Origin of the sequence: Nocardioides agariphilus, assembly GCF_015352445.1 — a bacterium.
Classification (GTDB): domain Bacteria; phylum Actinomycetota; class Actinomycetes; order Propionibacteriales; family Nocardioidaceae; genus Nocardioides; species Nocardioides agariphilus.
On record NZ_JADKPO010000035.1, the window covers coordinates 16,709 to 32,416 of the forward strand.

15 protein-coding genes are annotated in these 15,708 nt (G+C 70.3%); 2 read left to right on the forward strand and 13 right to left on the reverse strand.

Annotation, left to right across the window (positions count from 1 at the left end; all coding sequences use genetic code 11):
• Window positions 1–92: 92 nt before the first annotated feature.
• The 7 genes from fusA to ISU10_RS19420 form a co-directional block, all read right to left on the reverse strand.
• Entirely contained in the window at window positions 93–2,204 is a 2,112-nt protein-coding gene (fusA, locus tag ISU10_RS19390) for an elongation factor G (protein WP_194698089.1), read from the reverse strand.
• 96 nt (window positions 2,205–2,300) lie between these two features.
• Window positions 2,301–2,771, reverse strand: a complete 471-nt coding sequence (rpsG, locus tag ISU10_RS19395) for a 30S ribosomal protein S7 (protein ID WP_194698090.1) — start codon at window positions 2,769–2,771, stop codon at window positions 2,301–2,303.
• A gap of 1 nt (window position 2,772) precedes the next feature.
• Window positions 2,773–3,147: a 30S ribosomal protein S12 gene (rpsL, locus tag ISU10_RS19400; protein WP_194698091.1), complete on the reverse strand. Its 375-nt coding sequence runs from the start codon at window positions 3,145–3,147 to the stop codon at window positions 2,773–2,775.
• A gap of 184 nt (window positions 3,148–3,331) precedes the next feature.
• The gene (locus ISU10_RS19405) at window positions 3,332–4,564 is read right to left on the reverse strand and encodes an MFS transporter (protein WP_194698111.1); all 1,233 of its coding nucleotides are present in this window, start codon (window positions 4,562–4,564) and stop codon (window positions 3,332–3,334) included.
• 27 nt (window positions 4,565–4,591) lie between these two features.
• Window positions 4,592–5,041, reverse strand: a complete 450-nt coding sequence (locus ISU10_RS19410) for a MarR family winged helix-turn-helix transcriptional regulator (RefSeq protein ID WP_228501369.1) — start codon at window positions 5,039–5,041, stop codon at window positions 4,592–4,594.
• 180 nt (window positions 5,042–5,221) lie between these two features.
• Window positions 5,222–5,509 carry a DUF2530 domain-containing protein gene (locus ISU10_RS19415; RefSeq protein ID WP_228501370.1) on the reverse strand — a complete coding sequence of 96 codons (288 nt, stop codon included), beginning with the start codon at window positions 5,507–5,509 and terminating at the stop codon, window positions 5,222–5,224.
• A 5-nt stretch (window positions 5,510–5,514) separates the two neighbouring features.
• Window positions 5,515–6,309, reverse strand: a complete 795-nt coding sequence (locus ISU10_RS19420; RefSeq protein ID WP_194698093.1) for a DUF3027 domain-containing protein — start codon at window positions 6,307–6,309, stop codon at window positions 5,515–5,517.
• Window positions 6,310–6,403: 94 nt separating this feature from the next.
• Here ISU10_RS19420 and ISU10_RS19425 point away from each other — a divergent pair, with 94 nt between their 5' ends.
• A complete protein-coding gene (locus ISU10_RS19425) occupies window positions 6,404–7,909 on the forward strand; it encodes an MFS transporter (RefSeq protein ID WP_194698094.1) in 1,506 nt (501 codons plus the stop codon).
• Here ISU10_RS19425 and ISU10_RS23910 read toward each other — a convergent pair.
• Both ISU10_RS23910 and ISU10_RS19435 read right to left on the reverse strand, forming a co-directional pair.
• Window positions 7,906–8,313 (reverse strand): cold-shock protein, encoded by a 408-nt coding sequence (locus ISU10_RS23910; protein ID WP_194698113.1) that lies wholly within the window; start codon window positions 8,311–8,313, stop codon window positions 7,906–7,908. The two genes, ISU10_RS19425 and ISU10_RS23910, sit on opposite strands and share 4 nt — an antisense overlap.
• Window positions 8,314–8,374: 61 nt before the next feature.
• A complete protein-coding gene (locus ISU10_RS19435; RefSeq protein ID WP_194698095.1) occupies window positions 8,375–9,010 on the reverse strand; it encodes an HAD family hydrolase in 636 nt (211 codons plus the stop codon).
• Window positions 9,011–9,085: 75 nt separating this feature from the next.
• Here ISU10_RS19435 and ISU10_RS19440 point away from each other — a divergent pair, with 75 nt between their 5' ends.
• On the forward strand, window positions 9,086–11,284 hold the full coding sequence (locus ISU10_RS19440; RefSeq protein ID WP_194698096.1) for a S8 family serine peptidase: 2,199 nt from the start codon (window positions 9,086–9,088) through the stop codon (window positions 11,282–11,284).
• Here ISU10_RS19440 and ISU10_RS19445 read toward each other — a convergent pair.
• The 4 genes from ISU10_RS19445 to ISU10_RS19460 all read right to left on the reverse strand — a co-directional run bounded on the left by ISU10_RS19445 (window position 11,271) and on the right by ISU10_RS19460 (window position 15,691).
• Window positions 11,271–12,140 (reverse strand): patatin-like phospholipase family protein, encoded by an 870-nt coding sequence (locus ISU10_RS19445; protein ID WP_194698097.1) that lies wholly within the window; start codon window positions 12,138–12,140, stop codon window positions 11,271–11,273. The two genes, ISU10_RS19440 and ISU10_RS19445, sit on opposite strands and share 14 nt — an antisense overlap.
• Before the next feature lie 91 nt (window positions 12,141–12,231).
• Window positions 12,232–13,851: an AMP-binding protein gene (locus tag ISU10_RS19450; RefSeq protein ID WP_194698098.1), complete on the reverse strand. Its 1,620-nt coding sequence runs from the start codon at window positions 13,849–13,851 to the stop codon at window positions 12,232–12,234.
• Window positions 13,852–13,880: 29 nt separating this feature from the next.
• On the reverse strand, window positions 13,881–14,903 hold the full coding sequence (locus ISU10_RS19455) for an FHA domain-containing protein (RefSeq protein ID WP_194698099.1): 1,023 nt from the start codon (window positions 14,901–14,903) through the stop codon (window positions 13,881–13,883).
• Window positions 14,900–15,691: a PP2C family protein-serine/threonine phosphatase gene (locus ISU10_RS19460; protein WP_194698100.1), complete on the reverse strand. Its 792-nt coding sequence runs from the start codon at window positions 15,689–15,691 to the stop codon at window positions 14,900–14,902. The genes ISU10_RS19455 and ISU10_RS19460 overlap by 4 nt, the downstream gene beginning before the upstream one ends.
• Window positions 15,692–15,708 lie beyond the last annotated feature (17 nt).

Genomic DNA, 15,708 nt, shown 5'->3' on the forward strand with positions numbered 1-15,708 from the left:
TCCTGTTGTGTGTTTCTTGACTCGTAGTTGAACTGTGCTGCCGAGGATTCGGTTTGGGCAACCCGACGATGACGCTTGGTCGAGGTCGGAAGTTACTCGCCGCGAACCTTCTTGATGATCTCGTCGGCGATGCCCTGGGGGACCTCGGCGTACGAGTCGAACTCCATCGAGTACGACGCCTGGCCCGAAGTCTTGGACCTCAGGTCGCCAACGTACCCGAACATCTCTGAAAGCGGCACGAGGGCGTTGATGACCATGTCACCGTGACGCTCCTCCTGTGCCTGGATCTGGCCGCGCCGGCTGTTGATGTCGCCGATGACGGTGCCCAAGAAGGTCTCGGGCGTGGTCACCTCGACCGCGAACATCGGCTCGAGCAGGACCGGCCGCGCCTTGCGCGCGGCCTCCTTGAAGGCCTGGTTGCCAGCGATCTTGAAGGCCAGCTCGGAGGAGTCGACGTCGTGGTAGGCGCCGTCCTCGAGCGAGACCTTCACATCGACCATCGGGTAGCCGGCGAGCACGCCGAACTCCATGGCGTCTTGGGCACCCTGGTCCACCGAGGGGATGTACTCGCGGGGCACGCGGCCGCCGGTCACGTTGTTCACGAACTCATAGCCCGCGCCGGCCCCGGTCTCGGGGTCGATGCTCGGCTCGATCGAGATGATGACCTTGGCGAACTGGCCAGACCCACCGGTCTGCTTCTTGTGGGTGTAGCTGTGCTTCTCGACCTTCTGACGGATCGTCTCGCGGTAGGCCACCTGCGGCTTGCCGACGGTCGCCTCGACGCGGAACTCGCGCTTCATCCGGTCGACCAGGATCTCCAGGTGGAGCTCGCCCATGCCGGCGATGATGGTCTGCCCGGTCTCCTCGTCGGCCTTGACCGTGAAGGTCGGGTCCTCGTCGGAGAGCCGCTGGATGGCGGTGCCGAGCTTCTCCTGGTCGCTCTTGGTCTTGGGCTCGATCGCCACCTCGATGACCGGGGCGGGGAAGCTCATCGACTCGAGCACGACCGGGTTGTTGGTGTCGCACAGGGTGTGACCGGTCTTGGTGTCCTTCAGACCCATGACGGCCACGATCTGCCCGGCGCCGACCGACGCGATCTCCTCACGCTTGTTGGCGTGCATCTGGTAGACCTTGCCGATCCGCTCCTTGCGGCCGGTGACCGAGTTGAGCACCGTCGCGCCGGCCTCCAGCTTCCCGGAGTAGACGCGCACGTAGATCAGCTTGCCGAGGTGGGGGTCGCTGGCGATCTTGTAGGCCAGGCCCGAGAACGGCTGGTCGTCGGAAGGCTTGCGCTCGATCTTGGTCTCCTCGTCGTTGACCTTGTGGCCGACGATCGCGTCGATGTCGAGCGGCGAGGGGAGGTACTTGACGACGGCGTCGAGGAGGGGCTGCACGCCCTTGTTCTTGAAGGCCGTGCCGCACAGCACCGGGTTGAGCTTGTCGGCCAGTGTCGCGCGACGGATGGCGTCCTCGATCTCCTGGACGGAGAGCTCCTCGCCCTCGAGGTACTTCTCCATGATGTCGTCGTCGGCCTCGGCCAGCGTCTCGAGCAGCTTCTCGCGGTATTCGTCCGCCTGGGCGCGCAGCGACTCGGGGATCTCCTCGACGTCGTAGTCCTCGCCCATCTTGGTCTCGCCGCGCCAGGTGAGCGCGCGCATGCCGACCAGGTCGACGACCCCGAGGAAGTCGTGCTCGGCCCCGATCGGGAGCTGGAGCACCAGCGGGGTGGAGTTGAGGCGCTCGACCATCATCTGCACGCAGCGGAAGAAGTCGGCTCCGGTGCGGTCGAGCTTGTTGACGAAGCACATCCGGGGCACGGAGTACTTGTTGGCCTGCCGCCATACGGTCATCGTCTGCGGCTCGACCCCGGCTACACCGTCGAAGACGGCGACGGCGCCGTCGAGGACGCGCAGCGAGCGCTCGACCTCGGCGGTGAAGTCGACGTGGCCAGGGGTGTCGATGATGTTGATCTGGTGCTCTTTCCACCAGCAGGTCGTCGCGGCGGACGTGATGGTGATGCCGCGCTCCTGCTCCTGCTCCATCCAGTCCATGACGGCGGCGCCGTCGTGGACCTCACCGATCTTGTAGGACACGCCGGTGTAGAACAGGATGCGCTCGGTGGTCGTGGTCTTGCCGGCGTCGATGTGCGCCATGATGCCGATGTTGCGGACCTTGTTGAGGTCCGTGGTGATGTCGACAGCCACTGTGTCAGCGTTCCTTAGGTAGGAGTGTGGGTGCTGGGGGCATGCGCCCGATCGGGGCGGGTGCGCCGGCCGATCGGGCCAGCACACCGCTGCGGGTCACCAGCGGTAGTGGGCGAAGGCCTTGTTGGACTCGGCCATCTTGTGGGTGTCCTCGCGCTTCTTCACCGCGGCACCAAGGCCGTTGGAGGCATCGAGGATCTCGTTCATCAGGCGCTCGTGCATCGTCTTCTCGCGACGGGCCTGGGCGTATCCGACCAGCCAGCGCAGCGCGAGCGTGGTGCCGCGCGTGCCCTTGACCTCGATCGGGACCTGGTAGGTCGCGCCGCCGACACGGCGGGACTTGACCTCGATGGCCGGCTTGACGTTGTCGAGCGCGCGCTTGAGCGTGACGACCGGGTCGGTGCCCGTCTTCTCGCGGCAGCCCTCCAGCGCGGTGTAGACGATGCGCTGGGCGACCTGCTTCTTGCCGTCCTCGAGCACCTTGGAGACGAGCTGGCTCACCAGCTGCGACCCGTAGACCGGGTCGGTGACAATCGGCCGCTTAGGCGCGGGTCCCTTGCGCGGCATATCAGCTCTTCTCCTTCTTCGCGCCGTAACGGCTGCGGGCCTGCTTGCGGTTCTTCACGCCCTGGGTGTCGAGCGTGCCGCGGATGATCTTGTAGCGGACACCGGGAAGGTCCTTCACCCGGCCGCCGCGGACGAGCACGATCGAGTGCTCCTGGAGGTTGTGGCCGACACCCGGGATGTAAGCGGTGACCTCGACGCCGCTCGAGAGGCGCACACGTGCGACCTTGCGGAGGGCGGAGTTCGGCTTCTTGGGGGTGGTCGTGTAGACGCGGGTGCAGACACCGCGGCGCTGGGGCGAACCCTTCAGGGCAGGCGTCTTGGTCTTCGTCGCCTTGTCCTGGCGGCCCTTGCGGACCAGCTGGTTGATCGTGGGCACCTGGGTGGTTCCCTTTCTGTTCTGCTCTCAGTGCCCAGCGCCTTGCCGGGCACGATCGTGCTGCTACTGCTGGTGTGCCTGTGATGGTGTGCTCGACGCCACAGAACGGCGGTTTCGGGCACAGCCCAAAGGTCTGGTCGTCCCAGACACAAGGGTTGAGATTACTCTCGCGCCGCAAACACGGTCAAAACGCGGGATGAAGGTCCCTGTCCGCCTGCTCCGGGTGCTGGTTGCTGCGCAGCAGCAGCAACGAGGCCAGCCCGGCTCCGGCGATGACGAGCAGCCCGCCCAAGATGAGCGTCCAGCGCGCGCCGAAGGTCTCCCCCACCCAGCCGATGACCGGTGAGCCGATCGGGGTGCCGCCCATCACGATGGTCATGTAGAGCGCCATCACCCGGCCGCGGTAGACCGGGTCGGCCTCGAGCTGCAAGGTCGCGTTGGCGGAGTTGAGCAGCGTCAGCGTGCAGAACCCGATGACCGGGCACGTCACCGCGAACAGCACGTAGGTCGGCATCAGCGCAGCCGCGATCTCGGCCGCGCCGAAGCCCAACGCGGCCACGACCAGCAGCCGCACGCGGATCGTCGTACGACGGGCAGCCATCAGTGCGCCGGCCAGCGAGCCGATCGCCATGAAGGACCCGAGCAGCCCGAACTCGCTGGCCCCCTTGCCGTAGACCTCGGTGGCCATCAGCGCCGAGGTGATCTGGAAGTTCATCCCGAAGGTGCCGGCGAAGAAGACCAGCACCATCACCATCAGCATCTTGGGCTGGCTGCGCACGTAGCGGACACCGTCGAGCAGCATCCCGGGCGTGCGGGCGACCGGTGTCGGAGTGTGCAGCAGTGCCGGGTCCATCCGCTGCAGCTGGGCGATCACAGCGGCGTAGGACAGCGCGTTGATGAGGATCACCCAGCCGGTCGCCCCGGCCCCGCTGCCGAGGGCACCGATCATCAGGCCGGCCAGGCCGGGGCCGAGGATGCGGGCGAGGTTGAACGCGGCGGAGTTGAGGCCGACCGCGTTGGTGACCTCGTCGCGCTCGACCATCTCCGAGACGAACGACTGCCGCGCCGGCGCGTCGAAGGCCGAGCCGATGCCGAACAGGAACGCCAGCGTGTAGACGTGCCAGACCTCCACCACGCCGGTCACGGTGATCACGCCGAGGACGAGCGAGGCGGTGGCCATCACCAGCTGCGTGAGCTGGAGCAGGCGGCGCTTGGAGAAGCGGTCGGCGACCACGCCGGCGTACGGCGAGAGCAGCAGCACGGGCAGGAACTGCAGCCCGGTGGTGATGCCGAGCGCCGACCCGCTGCCGTGGGTCAGCTGCAGCACCAGCCAGTCCTGGGCGACCCGCTGCATCCATGTGCCGGTGTTGGACACGACGCTGCCGGCGGCGTACTTGCGGTAGTTCGGGTTGCGCAGCGCCTTGAAGGTGGGGCTCGTGGGGTATCAGTCCTTGCGTGAGAGGGAGTCGAGGATCGGGGCCGCCTGCCGCAGCACCGCGCGCTGCTCGGGCGTGAGCTCGGCGAGCCGCTTGGCCAGCCAGGCGTCGCGCTTGGCGCGGTCGGCGCGCAGCGTGGCCACGCCCTGCTCGCTCAGGCTGATCACCACCTGGCGGCCATCGGTCTCGTGGGGTCGGCGGGTGACGTATCCGCCTGCCTCCAGCGTCTTGACGGTGCGGGTCATGCTCGGCGGCTGCACGCCCTCGTAGGTCGCGAGGTCACCGACGCTCTGCTCGCCGGTGCGCAACAGCTGACCGAGCACGGCCATCTGGCTCAGGCTCAGCTCGTTGTCGGGGTGCCGCTCCACCGCGAGCCGACGTCGCAGCCGCATCACCGAGACCCGCAGCTCGCTCGCGAGCCCGGAGTCCGTGCGGGCAACCCTCTCGACAGTAGCCATGTCGTTAGCGTAACTCATTACCTTCGCTAAGCATTCCGGTGGTGAGGAGCTTCGATGGCCCGGCCAGGGATTACCCGGCTGGCCGGTGAATCCCTGGGTTGTCGGCCAATGCATTCCGTGCCAACCCAGAGATTTGGCTGGCAACCCGAGCCAGCGTCGCGTGCCGAGAGGGCGGACGTACTACGAGCGGTGGGGGCGGCCAGCGGAGCGGGCGGCCTTGCGGCGGCGGCAGTACTCGAGGCCGAACAGTCCGAGACCACAGCCGGCCAGGCAGCTCCACAGCCACCAGGTGCGGTCGGCGTCGGCCAGTGCGGACCAGAAGGGCAGCAGGCCGAGGAAGACCAGGAACCAGATGGCGAGGCCGACCTGGACGGTGCGGATGCCGTCGACGTCGAGGGGCTCGACGTCGGCGACGATGTAGGTGCGGTTGCCGATCGCGTGCTGGGCGGGCTCGGGTGGGAGCTCCATGACCCCTAGAACCCTTCGATCTCGTCGTCGGTCAGCGTGTCGTGCACGGGCTCGGGCAGCGGCGGCGGCTCGTGCTTGCGGGCCAGGCGGACCTCGGAGTGGGCGCCACAGCCGTGGTCGAAGGAGACCACCTTGCCGTCGTCGTTGGCATCGCCGTTGGCGCAGACGCCGAAGGAGTCGGCGAGGGATCCCGCGATGCGCACCAGGAAGCCGCAGCTGCGACAGGTGTCGGGGGCCGCCTGGGCCAGCGGGGCCTCGGGGCCGCCGGAGCCGTCGTACCACCGTTGGGCGGCCAGGTCGCGACCCTCGACCGAGAGGGTGCGGACACGACCCAGGCCGAGCTCCGAGGCGACCTCACGCACCTGCGCCTTGTCGTCGGCGTCCAAGGGGTCGTCGCCGTAGGAGTACGTCGGGACCAGCCGCGGGTCGTCGTCGGCGACGGGAAGCAGGTCGCCCGGCGAGAGGTCGCCGGGCTGGATGCGCTCGCGGTAGGGAATCCACGCGGGCGCCACGATGGCCTCGTCGCCGGGCAGGAGGGCCACCTCACACACGGTGACGGACTTCTGGCGGGAGGCTCGGGCGACGGTGACCGACCAGCGCCACCCGGTGTAGCCGGACCTGGTGCAGGCGAACAGGTGGGTGACGACCCGCTCCCCCTCGGCGATCGCACCCAGGTGCTCGCCGACGTCGGCGAGGTCGACGTCCTCGAGCAGAGCAGCGCGGGCGACGTCGACAGCGGCCATCGCCACCGAATCGGTCTTGGACCGCACCGTCGTCGTCACCGGCACATCATCACCCATCGAGGCGTCGCTCGTCAGATCGGCCTCGCACCCGACACGCCGCTGCTTGCTGGCGGCGCCTGGGCCAACCGGACGGACGCGGCAGGATAGGCACATGACCGATCGCGGCCCGAGAGGTGTGCCGGAGGACTCCACCGAGCCCTTCTCCGGGATCCCCCGCGGTCAGCAGCGCCAGCAGGTCAAGAAGGTCGGCCGGGCGCTCGGCACCGGCGCCAGGGCCACGGGTCGCGGCGTGGCTGCCACCGCCCGCGTGACCGGGCGGTTGAGCCGGTTCACCGTCCGGCAGGCCCGTCGCGCGGCCAACGCCCAGGGTGCCGACCACTCCGGGTTATCGCGGCTGATCGAGATGCACGCCTTCAACACCGCAGGCGATGCAGCGGTCGCCATCTCGCTGGCCGGCAGCCTGTTCTTCCAGGTGCCCTCCGGCGAGGCCCGCGACCAGGTCGCGCTCTTCCTCGGGCTCACGATGCTGCCGTTCGCGATCGTGGCGCCCTTGATCGGGCCCTTCCTGGACCGCTTCGCCCACGGGCGCCGCTGGGCGATCGGCGCGACCATGGCCCTGCGCGCGTTCTTGTGCTGGGTGCTGGCCTCCTCGGTCAGCAGTGGGTCGGCCACCGTCTTCGCGGCCGCGCTCGGGGTGCTGGTGGCGTCCAAGGCGTACGGCGTCACGCGAGCCGCCGCCGTACCCCGGCTGCTGCCGCGCGACTTCACCCTGGTCAAGGCCAACGGCCGCGTCTCCCTGTCGGGCATCGTGGGCGCCACGGTCTCCGCCCCGATCGCCGGCCTGGCGTCCTTGGCGGGATCGGAGTGGTCACTGCGCTACGCGTTCGTGCTGTTCGTGATCGCCACCATCGGCGCCATCCGGCTGCCTGCCAAGGTCGACTCCAGCGAGGGCGAGGGCGAGATGACGCTGCGCAAGGGCGGCTCGCCGTCCTCGCGGCGTGGTCGCTTGCGCACCCAGATCCCGGCGCAGGTGGCGTTCGCGCTACGAGCCAACTGCGGGCCGTGGTTCATGTCCGGGTTCCTGCTGATGTTCGTGGCCTTCCTGCTGCGCAACCCCGACGTCCGCCCCGACAGCTCGCTCTCGGCCGGCGTGATGATCGGCATCGTCGTCGGCGCCGCCGGCCTGGGCAGGGTCCTCGGCACGCTGGCAGCCTCCACCCTGCGCAGGGTCACGCCAGCGGTCGCCGTCGTGCTGGCGCTGCTGGCGGACGCCGCTGCCGCGTTGCTGGCGGCGCTGTTCTACGGCGTGTGGTCGCTGGCCCTGCTCGGCATGGTCGCCGGGCTGGCCCAGGCACTGGCCAAGTTCTCCCTCGACGCCACGATCCAGCGGCACATCCCGCCCCAGGTCCAGGCCAGCGCCTTCGGGCGCAGTGACACCACCTGCCAGCTCGCGTGGGTGCTCGGAGGCTTCATCGGGATCGCCCTGCCCCTGGACCCGCCCCGCCTGGGCCTGTCGGTGGCCTTCGTCGTGGTCGCCGCATGGACCGGGTTCGTGCTGACGACGGTGCCGAACCGCAGACGGAACGCCGTCAGTGACGCAAACGCTGTCGACACGCCGGCGCAGACCACCGAAACGTCACGGACGACGAGGCCCTAGGCATCGAGCTCGTCAGCGAGGACGCGGAGGAGCTTGGCCACGGGGGCGGCGTACTTGCGGTCGGGGTGGCGGCCGTGGCGGTAGGCCTCACCCACGTCGTCGAGCGTGCGGATCAGGTCCTCGATGATCGGGACCATCTCGTCGGGACGCTTGCGTGAGGCGCTGCGCTTGGCCTCGCGCTGGTTGCGCGAGACCGACACCGGCGCGTCGAGCACGCGCACCTGGAGGGCCTGGTCGCCGCGACGGCCCTGAGCGATGCCGAACTCGACACGGGTGCCGGGCTTGAGCGCCGTGGTGCCCTCGGGCAGCGCATCAGTGCGGACGTAGACGTCGGGGCCGTCCTCCTGGGACAGGAAGCCGAAGCCCTTCTCGGCGTCGAACCACTTCACCTTGCCAGTGGGCACGGTCACGTCCTCTTCCTGCGTGCGGGGGGATCCGCTGATCGCGGCGCGCAAAGCCTATGCGTCACGCCCCGACGGGCGCCAACGGGTAGTCGGAGGTGTCGAGGTGGGCGTCGAGCCAGGCCGGGAACACGGTGAGGTCGGCGAGCACCACGTCGGTACCGGCCGCGACGAGCTCCTCCTCGGAACACCCGCCGGTGAGGACCGACACGCTCGTGATGCCGGCAGCGCGGGCACCCTCCACGTCGTGGACGTGGTCGCCGACCAGGATCGAGGCGCCCTCGCGCACCAGCACGTCCGCCTTGCCGGCGCCGAACACCAGGCCGGTGACGAGGTCGACGTCGAGGGCGAGGTGCTCCACGTGACGCACGGCGTTGGGCTCGTACTTGCCGGTGACCACGATCACGCGACCGCCATGACGGCGTACGGCGGCGATCGACTCGACCGCCCCGTCGAGGGCGCCGACGGCCTCGATCGCGTGGTCGACGTAGAGCTCTCGGAACCGGTCGATGGCCCCGCCCATCTGTGCCGCGGGCACGTACGGCCCGAGCAGGTGATGCAGCGGCGGGCCGATGTGGGCGGTGACGTCGTCGACGGGGATCTGGACGTCGAGCTCGGCCATCAGCGCCTTGAGGGTGCCGGCCACCCCGGGCGCGGAGTCGATCAGGGTCATGTCCAGGTCGAAGGCGACGACGAGCATGGTGCGATCGTAGGGAGGCGGCCCGAGGGCTGCCGATCGCCGGTCGGAGTAGGCGCTGTTTGCCACAATGGCCGCTTGACCTCGACCGCTTCCCCGCGCAGCGTGCTGGCCGGCACGCTGCTCGCGTGCGCCCTGGTGGCCGTGTCGGTGGGCGCCACCTCGGCCTCGGCCGCTGTCGAGGGCGGCCCGGGCGACTCCGCTGACACGGCGCTCTACCTGGTCACGCTCGTGGGGCCACCAGCCCCGAACGCTCCGGACGCGACCCTGGCCGCGGTCGGCGCACCGCCACCGGTCTACCGCTGGACCACGGCCCTCGACGGCTACGCCGTGCGACTGACCACCGAGCAGGCCCACGCACTCGCCGCCGATCCCCGGGTGGCCGACGTCGAGCGCGACTCGATCCGTCGCGTGGCGTCCGTCGGAGCCGGGGCGCCGGTCGCCGCCGCCGACCCGCAGCCCAGAGGCGGCGCCGGCGTGGTGATCGGCGTGGTCGACACCGGGCTGTGGCCGGACAGCCCGGTGTTCGCCGACGTACGCGGGCTCGGGCGGGCTCCGCGAGACTTCCGGGGGGCGTGCTCGGCAGGGCCGGGCTGGACGGCCGAGGTCTGCGACCGCAAGGTCGTGGGGGCGCGCTGGTTCGTCGAGGGCTTCGGCGCCGGACGGCTCCGGGCCAGCAGCAGCCTGTCCCCGCTCGACGACGACGGCCACGGCACGCTGGTGGCCTCGGTCGCCGCGGGCAACAGCGGCGTCACGGTCAAGGTCCCGGGCCAGGCTGTCGGCGGGGGCAACGGCCTCTACTCCGGCGCCGCACCGCAAGCCCGGCTGGCGATCTACAAGGCGTGCTGGTCGGCTCCCGACCCGGACGACGACGGCTGCTCGACGGCCGACCTGGTCTCGGCCGTGGACCGGGCGGTCGCCGACGGCGTCGACGTGCTGAACCTGTCGGTCGATGACAACAAGGAGTCCGATGGCTCAGCGGTCGACACCCTCGACCGTGCCCTTCTCGGGGCAGCGGAGGCCGACGTGGTCGTGGTCGCCGCAGCGGGCAACCGCGGAGGCGGCGCCTACGCCGCCCACGCGGTCCCCTGGGTGACGTCGGTCGGCGGCACGACCGGCGCGACCCCGCAGGGCGTCATCGTCGCGCCCGGGTTGCGGGTCACCGGGGCGATGGCCTCGCGCACGCCGACCCGCGAGGCCCGGCTGGTGCTGGGCGCCAGGGTTCCGGCTCAGGGAGCCGACTCGTCCGACGCGCGGTACTGCCTGCCCGGCACCCTCGACGCCGCACAGGTCGCGGGCCGGGTGGTCGTCTGCGAACGCGGGCGGATCGGGCGCGTGGACAAGTCCGAGGCGGTGCGCCGCGCCGATGGCCTCGCGATGGTCCTGGTCAACACCAGCCGCGGTCAGGTCACCGCCGACTTCCACCACGTGCCCACGCTCCACCTCACTGCGAGCGCCGGGCGCACCCTCAGGTCGTGGTTGCGGGAGCATCCTGGCACCCGGGTCGCTCTCCGTCCGGCCGGCATCCGGCGAGCGCCCCAGCGCCTGGTGTCCTGGACGAGCTCGGGCGACCCGAGCGGCGACTTCATCGCCCCAGACCTCGTCGCGACCGCCGAGGGAGTCCTCGGTGCATCACCGCCCGGCTCGATCGGGAGGGCCTGGGACCTCGGCTCCGGCACCTCGGTCGCCGCCGCGCGCGTCAGCGGCATCGCCGCCGCCCTCCTCAGCCGTCACCACTGGGCTGCCACGACCGTCCGCTCGGCGTTGGCCACGACGGCGGGCAACGTCTCGGGCAACGTCTCGGGCAACGTCTCGGGCAACGTCTCGGGCAACGTCTCGGGCAACGTCTCGGGCCACTTCTCGGGCCGCCCGTCCCTGCTCCGGCTCGGCTCAGGCCGCGTGCGGGCCCAGGCGGCCGACCACCCGGGCCTGGTGTTCGCGCTGCAGCCCGGTGACTACCGCGCCTGGCTCGAGGGCCGCCTCGACGCCCAGGGTCTCAACACGCCCTCAGCCCTGCTGCACGGCAACGGCGCGTTCACGCGCACGGTCACCAACGCGGGCAGGCGGCCGATGTACTACTCCTCGTCCGCGACCGGGTTCGGCCCTCACCGGGTGAGGGTGAGGCCGGCGGCGGTCTATCTCGACCCGGGCGAGTCGACGACGTTCACCGTCACCGTCTCGGGGCCGAGCGGGCCTGCGCCGCTCGACGAGGGCTGGGTCGTGTGGCGTGGGGCCAACGGCAACCGCGTCCGGATGCCGGTCGTCATCGCCCGCTGACAGATCCGGCGGACCAGCCCTCGCCGACCTCGGCCGCCATCCGCAGCCCCTGCTCGCGTCCGGCACGAGCCGCGCCCATCCGCATGGCCGGGTCGAGCAGGTTGCGTCCGATGGCCGCCAGGGACGCCTGGTCGGGCGCGATCCACGCCGTACGGCGTGCACCGGTGCGGCGCAGCTGCTCGGGCAGCGAGTGGTAACGGCCGAAGGACCGCCACAGGGGCACGATGGCCAGTACGACGTCGCAACCGGTCGCCAGGTCGGCGTTGGCCGCCGACCGCATGCCGCCGTCGACGTAGTGACGGCCAGCGATCTCGACGGCCGGCCACACCAGCGGCACCGCGCAGCTCGCGGCGATCGCGTACACGAGGTCGACACCGCTGTCGCGGTCGAACACCGTGAAGGACCCGGTCTCGGTCTCCACCGCGGTGATCTTGAGGTCGCGCTCTGGCCAGTCGGGCAGCGACCCGTCAGGCAGTCGCAGCCGCGAGGCGAAGACCTCCACCTGATCGTCGGCCGAGCCGGGATGCGCCTTGCGTGCGGCCTGCCCGATGCGTCGCCGCTTGGTGCGGCCGTTGCCCGGCAGCAGCATCAGCCCGAAGAGGGTGACGACCTCGCGGGTCCCGAACACGGCCCCCTTGTCGGCCTCGCCCGGCGGCGAGGTCTGCTCGGCGTAGAGGTCGTCGAGGTGCTCCCCGATCGCGACGACGGCCCCCACCGCCGACCCTGCCGACGTGCCGATCACGAGGTCGGCATCGCTGACGTCTGCACCTCCCTCGCGCAGACCCGCCAGCAGCCCGACCTCCCACGCGATGCCGGTGACCCCGCCACCACCCAGCACGAGTCCTGTCCTGGTCACGGCTCCGAGAGTGCCAGACGGTGACGACGGACTGCCCTTCGTCGGTGGTGGTTTCGCGGCTCGACCGTGAGCGGCACACCTCGAGCACCGGTCAAGCGAGGCCGAGCTGAGCGGCTGTCTCCTCACGCATCTGCACTTTGCGGATCTTGCCGGTGACCGTCATCGGGAACTCGTCGACCAGCAGCACGTAGCGCGGGATCTTGTAGTGGGCCAGCTTGCCGGTGGCGAAGGCACGCACTGCGTCGGCGTCGAGCGGCTCGGCTCCGGCCCGCAGCTTGACCCACGCCGCGAGCTCCTCGCCGTACTTCTGGTCCGGCACCCCGATCACCTGCACGTCCTCGATGTCGGGATGGGTGTAGAGGAACTCCTCGATCTCGCGCGGGTAGACGTTCTCGCCACCGCGGATGACCATGTCCTTGATGCGGCCGACGATGTTGCAGTAGCCGTCCTCACGCATCTCGGCCAGGTCGCCGGTGTGCATCCACCCCTCGGCGTCGATCGCCTCCCCCGTCTTGTCGGGCTCCTTCCAGTACCCGAGCATCACGGAGTAGCCACGGGTGCAGAACTCCCCGGTCTGCCCTCGCTCGACAGTCGCTCCCGTCTGGGGGTCGACGATCTTGATCTCGACGTGGGGATGGGCGCGGCCGATGGTGGCCGTGCGGCGGTCGAGGTCGTCGTCGGCGCGCGTCTGGCAGGAGACCGGTGAGGTCTCGGTCATGCCGTAGGCGATGGAGACCTCCTCCATGTGCATGTCGGCGATGCAGTGCTTCATCACCTCCACCGGGCAGATCGAGCCGGCCATGATGCCGGTCCGCAGGGAGGAGAGGTCGTGCTCTGCGAACGTCGGGTCGTTCTGCATCGCGATGAACATCGTCGGCACGCCGTACACACCGGTGCAACGCTCCTGGGCGATGGTGCGCAGCGTGGTCTCCGGGTCGAACCCGGGGCCGGGGATCACCATCGTCGCGCCATGGGTGGAGCAGCCGAGGTTGCCCATCACCATCCCGAAGCAGTGGTAGAAGGGCACCGGGATGCAGAGCCTGTCCTCATGGGTGAAGTTGATCGTCTCGGTCACGAAGTACCCGTTGTTGAGGATGTTGCGGTGCGACAGCGTCGCGCCCTTGGGGTAGCCCGTGGTGCCGGACGTGTACTGGATGTTGATGGGGTCATCGGGCCTGAGCAGGTCCTCGCCGAGCTCGGCCAGCAGCTGCACGAGGGTGACACCAGGGTCATGGACGTTGTGGTCGGTCCACTCGGGCGAGCCCAGGAACCAGACCATCTCGAGGTCGACCTCGCCACGCACCTCCTCCACCATGGCGCGGTAGTCGCTGGTCTTGAACTCGGTGGCCGAGACCAGCAGCCGGGTGCCCGACTGGCGCAACGCGTAGGCCAGCTCGTGGGTGCGGTAGGCCGGGTTGATGTTGACCAGGATCGCGCCGATCTTGGCCGTCGCGAACTGCGTGATCGTCCACTCGGCGCAGTTCGGCGACCAGATGCCGACCCTGTCCCCCTTGGTGATCCCCGCACGAAGCAGGCCGATCGCCAGGTCGTCGACCGCGGCGTCGAGCTCGGCCCAGGTCCACCGCCGTCCGGTGGCCACCTCGACCAGCGCCTCGCGGTCGGGATGGGCAGCGACGGTGCGCTCGAGATTGGCGCCGATGGTCTCCTCGAGAAGGGCGCGGTCGGTCTCCCCCATGGCGTAGGACTCCATGTCCTCGACGCTACGCCGCCTGCCTCGCGTCAGGCAGGCTCGACGTGGATCCGCACCCCGTCGCCCAGGTCGATCACGGCGCCGGGGACCAGGCGTACGGCGATGCCGGGGTAGAGGTCCTCGGGCGGCAGACCGGGTCTCTCCAGGGCGGTCCCGTTGGTCGACCGTAGGTCGGTGACGACCGCGAAGCCCACGTCGGAGTCGGTACCGGGGCGGATCTCCAGGTGGGTCGAGGAGATCTCCTGGTGGGGGCTGTAGACGGGAACCAGCCGCGGCTGGTCACCGGCGTCTGGCTGCCGGTCCTCGGGCGCGCGCCCGACGAGCACGCGCCGGTCGACCTCGACCACCTCGCCGCTGGAGAACGTGAGCCGGGCGACGGGCGACGGCGGCAGGTCGACGACGGGCGCGGCGTCGGCGACGTGCCAGTTGCCGGCCGGCTCTGCGAAGTACGCCGTCTCGTCGACGTCGGCCAGCTCGGGCTCGACAGGCTCAGGATCGACGACAGGCTCGGGCTCGACGACAGGCTCGGGCTCGACGACTGGCTCGGGCTCGACGACTGGCTCGGGCTCGACAGGCTCCGGCTCGATGACGGACTCGGGCCCGGCATCCGCTCGGTACGCCGGACGGTCGATGCGCGCGACCCGGACCAGGCCGTCGCGGATCACCAGGTCGTCGGCCTCGTCGGCCTCGGCGACCTCGATCCGCATCGACCGGACTCCGCGCAGCGAACGCTCGGCCCAGGTCGTGACGGAGGACCCTTCGACGGTCTCGGTGTCCTCGGCCAGGGCGAACTCGGCGCGGGCCGGTCCGCGGATGACGACCTTGGTCTCGCCGTCGAGCTCGCTGACCAGGACGAAGCCGGGCAGGTCCCGCAAGCCGTCGGCGATGAGAGCGTCGAGCACCTCGTCGAAGCCCGCGCCCTCGTCGACCATCGCCCAGATCCGGGCGACCCGGCCCTTCTCGGACGGGGGCAGCACGACCGTCGCGTGCTCGCCGAAGACCCCGAACCAGTCGCCCGGCCGATAGGAGGCCGACACCGACGACTCGCTCACGCCACGCCTCCTGACACCCCGTCGACCAATCCGACCACATCGACCACGATCGCCGTGGCATTGTCGCGACCGCCGGCCCGCACCGCTGCGGCGACGACCTCCTCGGCTGCCTCGCGAGGATCGGTGGCCGCACCCAGGATCCGGGCCAGGGTCGGGTCGTCGAGCATCTCGGTGACGCCGTCGGAGCACAGCAGCAACCGCCCTGCCTCGGCGAGGGAGAGCTCGAAGTAGTCGGCCTCGTCAGGGCTCGGTCCGCCCAGGGCCCGGGTCACCACGTGCCTGGCCGGGTGCGAGCCCATCTGCTCACGTGCGATCGAGCCCTCGTCGACGAGCTCCTGCACCAGGCTGTGGTCGACGCTGACCTGGGTCAGCTCTGCGCCCGAGAAGCGGTAGACGCGGGAGTCGCCGAGGTTGGCCAGCAGCCACCGCGGTCCCTCGTCGTGCTCGACCAGCAACGCGACCACCGCGGTCGTGCCGGCGGTGAAGTCGCGACCGGTACGACGCGACTGCTCCTCGGCGTACTCGGTGATGCGCTGGTGGCTCGCGGCGAAGGTGCCGGCGACGACCTCGACGCCGTGACGGGGGTCGTAGCCCTCCTCGGCCAGGCGGGCGAACTCCTCGACGACGATGCGGCTCGCGACGTCGCCGCCGTCATGGCCGCCCATCCCGTCGGCCACCACGAACAGCGGGGGCGCGGCCAGGTAGGCGTCCTCGTTGACCTCGCGTACGCGCCCGACGTCGGTCGCGGCACCGGAACGCAGCTCGACCGTGCTGGCTCCCGGACTCATGGCACGCACCGTCGCGC